The organism is Xanthovirga aplysinae (genome assembly GCF_009711365.1).
GTDB classification, from domain to species: domain Bacteria; phylum Bacteroidota; class Bacteroidia; order Cytophagales; family Cyclobacteriaceae; genus Xanthovirga; species Xanthovirga aplysinae.
In genome coordinates, this window is sequence record NZ_SMMB01000207.1 from 1 (window position 1) to 683 (window position 683).

Annotated in this window: 1 protein-coding gene; it reads left to right on the forward strand. The window is 38.8% G+C overall.

Annotated elements, in window-relative coordinates:
• The first annotated feature begins 3 nt into the window (after positions 1-3).
• Entirely contained in the window at positions 4-129 is a 126-nt protein-coding gene (locus E1171_RS24835) for a pinensin family lanthipeptide (protein ID WP_425509591.1), read from the forward strand.
• The last annotated feature ends 554 nt before the right edge of the window (positions 130-683 follow it).

The following is a 683-nucleotide window of genomic DNA, read 5'->3' on the forward strand; positions in this document are numbered from 1 at the left end:
GAATTGAGAGTAGAAAGTTTTGTAACATCTCTAGAGAATGAAAAAGTAGATACGGTTAAAGGAGGAGTTCATGATGATTCACATATTTTATGTAAGGAACCGCATGAAACTTTTTTTCTTGATTGCTAGATTATTTATCTGCGACTAAGTGTTTTTGGGGCTTCAAGGCTCCCCGCCTATATCAAACAAGTCCTTTTTTAAACAACCCTTACCAAGTGTAGGGGTTGTTTTATTTTTCAACCGTTTTTTGTGACAATTCCACCTATCGGGTAAGTGGAAGGGTTAGTATAAAATTGGCATTGGCATCCGCTCGGTCTCACTTGCAATGAGGCTGCATCTTCTAAAGCATTTATAATGCAACTTCTACTCCCATACCACACCCTTTCTAATCCACAACTTCTACACACAAACAACCGGCCCCTGTCCGGGTTTTGTACTTACCCACAACCCACAAAATCTCCATACCCCTCAACTCAAAATGCCAATCCAGACAATAAATCCCTCCACATTTCCCCAATCATTTAGCAAGTACTTCTACCGACTGCCTTTTCCGGGAAAATCTGTGCGTTTTAAAAACATCCTTTGTTCAAAAATGAACACAATTTTTAATGGTACACTTTGAAAATAGGGCTGTAAAGGCTGTATAAGCCTTTTTTATGGTTTATGGCACAACAGTTGAATTA